The sequence below is a fragment of the Acetobacter sp. DmW_043 genome, assembly GCF_002153485.1.
Classification (GTDB): Bacteria; Pseudomonadota; Alphaproteobacteria; order Acetobacterales; family Acetobacteraceae; genus Acetobacter; species Acetobacter thailandicus.
In genome coordinates this window covers 24,049-30,705 of sequence record NZ_JOMN01000035.1, presented here as the reverse complement: position 1 = coordinate 30,705, position 6,657 = coordinate 24,049, and the positions used below count along the sequence as shown (strand labels likewise).

4 protein-coding genes, 1 tRNA gene and 1 pseudogene are annotated in these 6,657 nt (G+C 49.7%); 4 read left to right on the top strand and 2 right to left on the bottom strand.

The window, feature by feature from the left end:
- Positions 1 to 81: 81 nt before the first annotated feature.
- Together HK11_RS12490 and HK11_RS12600 are read left to right on the top strand one after the other, a co-directional pair.
- Positions 82 to 717, top strand: coding sequence for a recombinase family protein (locus HK11_RS12490; protein WP_198943251.1), 636 nt, complete (start codon positions 82 to 84; stop codon positions 715 to 717).
- Positions 611 to 1,147 (top strand): annotated as a pseudogene (locus HK11_RS12600) (recombinase family protein); the annotation flags it as partial. The gene HK11_RS12490 and the pseudogene HK11_RS12600, both read left to right, overlap by 107 nt.
- 564 nt (positions 1,148 to 1,711) lie before the next feature.
- On the opposite strand, the gene HK11_RS09725 reads toward HK11_RS12600, so the two are convergent.
- Positions 1,712 to 1,787, bottom strand: a tRNA-Glu gene (locus HK11_RS09725).
- A gap of 207 nt (positions 1,788 to 1,994) precedes the next feature.
- Here HK11_RS09725 and HK11_RS09720 point away from each other — a divergent pair.
- Positions 1,995 to 4,211 carry a TonB-dependent receptor gene (locus tag HK11_RS09720; RefSeq protein WP_086555152.1) on the top strand — a complete coding sequence of 739 codons (2,217 nt, stop codon included), beginning with the start codon at positions 1,995 to 1,997 and terminating at the stop codon, positions 4,209 to 4,211.
- Between the two features lie 342 nt (positions 4,212 to 4,553).
- Positions 4,554 to 4,943: a helix-turn-helix domain-containing protein gene (locus HK11_RS09715; RefSeq protein ID WP_255375977.1), complete on the top strand. Its 390-nt coding sequence runs from the start codon at positions 4,554 to 4,556 to the stop codon at positions 4,941 to 4,943.
- A gap of 148 nt (positions 4,944 to 5,091) precedes the next feature.
- Here the strand turns inward: HK11_RS09715 and HK11_RS09710 are convergent, their stop codons facing one another.
- Positions 5,092 to 6,648, bottom strand: a complete 1,557-nt coding sequence (locus HK11_RS09710; protein WP_086555155.1) for a cobyric acid synthase — start codon at positions 6,646 to 6,648, stop codon at positions 5,092 to 5,094.
- Positions 6,649 to 6,657 lie beyond the last annotated feature (9 nt).

Below are 6,657 nucleotides of genomic sequence, written 5' to 3'. Positions count from 1 at the left end.
ACAACTGGCAGGTTCAGGACGATCTGCCGCCAGAAATCCCGGTCGACAAAGCGGAAATCGATATTCTGATGAGGTTTTGCCGTGACATCCTTGCCCCCTGCTTCGAGCCTCCTCCAGCCATCGCCATCCCTCCGCGCGGCCCTTTATCTGCGCGTATCAACAGGGCGGCAGGCCGAGCACGACCTGTCAATCCCCGATCAGCAGCGCCAGACTGAAAATTACTGTGCTGCGAAAGGCTGGGATGTCGCCGAAGTTTTCATCGAGCCGGGCGCCTCGGCAACAGATGACAGGAGACCGGAATTTCAGAAACTGATGGAAATGGCCTCAGAAAAACCAAGGCGGTTCGACGTTGTCGTTGTGCATTCTTTCAGTCGCTTTTCCCGGGATCACTTGAAGCTGGAGTTCAACGTCAGACGTCTTGCGAAGCAGGGGATCCGACTGATCTCGATCACGCAGGAACTGGGAGATAATCCATCTTCTGTGATGATGCGTCAGATCATGGCGTTGTTCGATGAGTATCAGTCTCGTGAGAATGCCAAGCATACACTGCGCGCCATGAACGAGAACGCCCGGCAGGGGTTCTGGAACGGCTCCCGCCCGCCTTTCGGCTATTGCACAGCAGAAGCGGAGCGTCGCGGGCAGAAAGTCAAGAAGAAGCTGGAGATCGACCCCCATTCAGGCGGAGACGGTCAGGCTCATCTTCGGGCTCTACCGTGATGGAGACGGACAGTCCGGCGGGCTCGGCATCAAAGCGATCGTCAGCCATCTCAATGCAAAGGGATACCGCACCCAGACTGGCTCACGGTTTTCCTGCAAATTCATTCATGACGTGCTGACACGCGAGACCTATGCGGGCACGCATGCGTTCAACGTGGTCGAAGCGAAAACGGGACGGAAGAAAGCGGCGGATGAAGTGATCACGATGGATGCTCCTGTCATTATTCCCCGTAGTGAGTTTCTGGAGGTGCAGCAGCGTCTGAAACAGAACGCACCGCGTGTGACGGCACCCCGGATCGTCAATGGTCCATGCCTGCTGACGGGGGTGGCAGTCTGCGCCACCTGCGGGGGCGGGATGACGTTGCGAACAGGGAAATACGGTCGTTATCGCTATTATACCTGCGCGACACAGGCCCGGCAGGGAAAGACGGCCTGCAAGGGGCGGAGTATCCGCATGGATCTGCTCGATACGCTGGTCATGGAGCATCTCGCCACCCGTCTGCTCACGAAAGACAGGCTTGGCGTGATACTGGAAGCGCTCCTGGCACACTATGCTGCCAACCAGAATCGTGATGCCGCCCGTCAGGAAAGTCTGCGTAACGCGTCCCGTGAAGCCGAACAGAAGTTGCAGAGAATGTACGCGGCTATCGAAAACGGCGTCGTCGATGCTACTGATCCCACCCTCAGGGGAAGACTTGATGCACTGAAGGCCCAGCGGGACGAGGCCAGCCGTCTCTGCGCGATGGCGGAAGCCCCGGCGATGGTCGTGCCGGTGATTACCGATGAAATGATCGAACGCTTCTCTTGTGACCTGCGGGCAAAGCTGACCGATGGTCCCGTCGCCATGCGCAAGGAATATCTCCGTGCGATCGTCGACCGCATAGAGGTCGATGACAGGGAAATCCGTATTTTTGGAAGAAAAGACAGGCTGATGAACCAGCTTATCTCAGACCGTCCTAAACTGAACCAGAAAGTTCTCAGTTTTGGACGGGAGTGGCGTCCCGTACGGGATTCGAACCCGTGTTGCCGCCGTGAGAGGGCGGTGTCCTGGGCCCCTAGACGAACGGGACTAAAGGCAGCTCTGATTTAAAAGAGCACCCACAAAAAGGCAAGAGGCAAATGATGATAAAAATTTGCCCCTTTAAACAATATGTTATAACATAACATTCCTTGGTCGGTTATGTATCTCAACTCTTTATAAAACTGAAAGTGTTTCTGGCATGCGGAAATCCGCGCTTTTGTATTCCTGCCTGCTCATAACGACTGACATCCTGTGGATGACAGGCGCCGCAAAAAGTCAGCCTGCACAGCTGACACCTTCTCTTCACCCACTCTGCGAAACACAAAAAACATGTAAGAAAACAAGCAAAAAACCTGAGACTGTAACAAAAAAAATCAGTAAAGATCAGCACTCTGAGTATGTTACTGTTACAGCCCACCTTGACCAGGCACGCTCTGAACTACAGCCCGACACCGGCGCAACTGTTTATAAGTTCAGCCGCAAAGCACTGGAAACAATTCCTGGTGGCGATAACGCACCACTCAACCAGGTCTTGTTGCAGGCACCGGGCGTTGCACAGGACAGCTATGGTCAGATTCACGTACGCGGCGACCATAACTCCGTTCAGTTCAGACTGGACGGCGTACAGCTACCCGAAGGTCTGAGTGTCTTTGGACAGACACTGATGACCCGCTTTGCAAACAACATGTCACTGACTACAGGCGCTCTCCCCAGTGAATTTGGCTTTAACCAGGCCGGGGTGATCGACATTACAACGAAAAACGGCAGAACAAACTCAGGCGGTAATGTTTCCATTTATGGCGGCGCGCGTGACTATTTCTTCCCCTCCGTGCAATATGGTGGTCATTCAGGAAAGTGGGATTACTTCGCGACGGCTGACTTCGTGCATAACCGGGTTGGTATTGAAAACACCACTCGCTCCTTCAACGCGATCCATGATCTGACCAACCAGTATCATTTTCTGGGACACCTGAGATACACGCCTGACAGCACAACACGTATCAGCCTTATTGCCGGGGTATCAAACGCTGAATACCAGCTCCCCAACAACCCCGGGCAGCAAACTCAGTTTGCCAACCCGGACTACAGCAGCAGTAACCTCGCCTCACAGTTACGCGGCAGCACAGACAGCAGCAACCTGGATGAACACCAGAAAGAGATAACTGACTTCGCCATTCTCTCTTTACAAAAAGATATTGGTGCTTTTTCTCTGCAAAGTTCAGCATTCACAAGTTACAGCAGCCTGCGTTACTCTCCTGATCCGCTGGGAGACCTCGTATTTAATGGTATTTCTCAGCGAGCAGCACGCTCTGTTTTCAACAGCGGCACGCAGCATGATGTGACCTGGCATGCCGCTCCTCAGCACACCATACGCTTCGGCTTTCAGATTTTTGCAGGCCGTTCAGTTTCAAAAACAGATTCTAAAGTATTCAGAGCAACCCGAACAGATGCTGACGGAAGCCCTGTTTACTCCTCCTCTCCTTCCACCATTTATGATGGCAGTGGCAAAACAGGCATTCAGTATGGCCTGTATCTTCAGGATGAATGGACCCCTCTTAAAAATCTGACTATCAATTACGGTATGCGTTTTGATGGCATGAGTTTTTATTCGAGTGCGACACAGTTCAGCCCGCGCCTGAACATTGTATGGAAACCATGGCGCGGCGGTGTACTCCATGCCGGGTATTCACGCTACTTCACCCCCCCGCCGGCTGAAAATGTCAGCTCCCTCTCTGTTGAGAAATTTGCCGGAACCAGTGGTGCCTCGCCTGGCATCCTGAATAATACCGTCAAAGCTGAGCGAGACCATTATTTCGATGCAGGATTTGAACAAACTATTCTGCCAGGCTGGCGCGTTTCATTTGATGCTTACTATAAAATAGCACATAATCTGATTGATGACGGGCAGTTTGGTGCGCCTATTATTCTGAGCAGCTTTAACTATCGCCGCGGACAGGTCAACGGCTACGAGGTCAGCACCTCCTATACCAGAGGCGCACTGTCTCTTTATGGTAATTTTGCATGGTCACGCGCCATTGGCAAAGACATTACCAGCGCCCAGTTTAATTTTGACCCTGATGACCTTGCCTATATACGCAGCCGCTGGATTCATCTGGATCATGACCAGCGCTGGACAGCGTCTGCCGGTGCTTCATACACTTTCTTCAGTCACGGCTGGCACCCTCTGCTGCTTAGCTCAAGCATGGTATATGGAAGCGGGTTAAGAGCTGACGGAGCAACTGTACCGAACGGTGTTTCTTTGCCACAATATGTCACTTTTAATTTCTCAGCCGTGCAAACACTTAAAAACCTGTTTGGCTACCGGTTTGCAGGCAATACGCAGATAAGGCTTGATGTTTTAAATCTGTTTGACAAAACCTATATGCTGCGCGACGGGAGTGGCATTGGCGTTGGCGCACCTCAATATGGTCTGCGCCGTACTATTCTTACAGGAATTTCTCAAAACTTCTAAAATATAAAAGAACGTTTATTTGTGTTTGTTTTTTATTTTTCAAAAACAAACACAAATATTTAGAATAAATAAATACAGATATAATCAAAAACAAATAAAAATAATAATTTAAATAAAAATAATAATAACTATAAGTAAAAAAACAAAAATTTATATAAGTATAAATACATATTAAAATTAAAAATATTATTTTTATTATTTTCTTAACATGTCCAGAAAATTAAAAGAAATCATAAGCTTGTATTAAATAGAATTATATGACACATTCTAGCCCGCTGTAAAAAACGCCAGCGAAAAAAGCCTGTAAACATTTTTCATAAACGAAATAAAGCAGAAAAAACCGTGAATAATCAAGATATTAAACAACAGATCATCTCACCTGGGAATGACCTCGGCCAGAGAATGAAAATTCTTCGCAAAGCTTCAGGCATGACACAGCAGCAGGTTGCAGATTCCCTTGGTGTATCCCGCCCTGCTATCGCTTTCTGGGAAACCGGACGGGAAGGGAGTGCTCGCAAACATATTCCCAAACTTGCTGAACTTTTTGGTGTTGACCCGGAGATTTTTTTAACCGGCCATACGCAGATCGACATTCCGCTTGTTGTCTCTCCTGATGAGCATGACATGATTGGTCTGTACCGTATGCTTGATGCATCACGCAAAGTATCTGCTCAGAAATGGCTGGAAAGACAGGTTAAGACGCAACAGAAAAACCTGGAAAAGCTGGCCTGAAAAATAATACACCAGTCAGAATTATGACATTATATTTAAGCCGCAACATCCAGTATTATAACAATAAAAAATTACACTTGCGATATATACAGCCGATTTACTTACCCCTCTCTGAAAGAGGCAGATTTCGGCTGTTTTCACATAGAATTTAAGAAAAATTTCTATTCTGCAGTGCCGTAACCGGGTACGAAGCCAGGTCAAGCAATGCATCAAGGTCAATAAAATGTTCCAGATGGTCCGCCAGACTATTCAGAGCATCTTCGACTATCATGTCATGATGCGCTATTTTCTGAAAACCATCTTCCTGTTCATACCAAAAACCACCTGGCGTAAAATCTGCGCCTCCGGCAAGTGATAAAAGCGCCATGCGGCCATCTCTGCTACCAAAAATACCATGAAGATAAGTACCATAAACCTGTCCGCTGGCTGAAACGGCTCCTTCAGGTTGTCCGTCAAGCTCAAGCAAAGGACGACGACAACCAGCACCATCTGTTTCACCCAGATGCATCTCGTAGCCCGAGACGCTGGCCTGCATACCACTCACAATACCTTTTTTCTCAACAAGATGTTTAGATTCTGTCAGCACTGTTTCCACATCAAGCAGCCCCAGCCCTGCAACTGTCTCAACATCCCCCTCAACGCCTTTCGGATCGGCAATATGGTGGCCCAGCATCTGATACCCGCCACAAATACCCATCACATGCCCGCCACGGGCGAGATGGTCCTGCAAATCATGCTCCCAGCCCTCTGAACGGAACACCATAAGGTCAGACAAACTCCCTTTAGAACCGGGCAAAATTACGAGATCACACTCAGGCAAACGTGTCCCAGGCCTGACCATTATCAGATCAACAGCAGGCTCTGCACGCAGAGGATCCAGATCATCAAAATTTGCAATAAGAGGGAGCAAAGGCACAACCACTCTTAAACGGGGAACAGTATAACCCTCTCCACCGCCTTCCTCAGTGCGGATATCCTCTCTGCTCTGATCCGTATTCAGATCAGAAGCATCTTCAGCAGGCAGATAACGCACAGCAGGCAGATCAGGTACAAGCCCGAGAGCGGCCCAGCCTGTGTGCCCGCAAATGACTTCCATGCCGTCATAAAACAGCGAAGTATCTCCGCGCATTTTATTGACAATAAAGCCTTTAATTAGCGCAGCATCCTCCGGAGCAATCACAACCTGTGTCCCCACAAGGCTTGCAATTACGCCTCCCCTGTCTATATCGCCAACCAGAACAACCGGCGCCTGCACGGCCTGCGCAAAACCCATATTGGCAATATCAGTCATCCGCAAATTTACTTCGGATGCAGATCCTGCACCTTCAACCAGGACAAGATCAGCCTGCGCTGCCAGCTTCCAAAAGCTTTTCAGCACCTCAGGCATCAGCCGGTCTTTACGGGACTGATACTGACGCGCTTCTACTGTTTCAAGCACATGCCCATGCACAACAAGCTGCGCGCCTGTCTCCCCCTGAGGCTTGAGCAAAACCGGGTTCATATCCACTTCGGGCTGAACACCACACGCCAGCGCCTGAAGTGCCTGCGCCCGCCCTATTTCTCCGCCATCTGCCGTCACGGCTGCATTATTCGACATATTTTGCGGTTTAAAGGGCAAAACTTTCAGCCCACGGCGGGTAAAAGCCCGTGCCAGACCAGCCAGCAATGTTGATTTTCCAACCCCTGACCCTGTTCCCTGAATCATCAGAACACG

Coding starts and splice junctions, on each gene's coding strand:
- HK11_RS09710 (WP_086555155.1), bottom strand. CDS start 6,648: ATGATTCAGGGAACAGGGTCAGGGGTTGGAAAATCAACATTGCTGGCT.
- HK11_RS09720 (WP_086555152.1), top strand. CDS start 1,995: ATGACAGGCGCCGCAAAAAGTCAGCCTGCACAGCTGACACCTTCTCTT.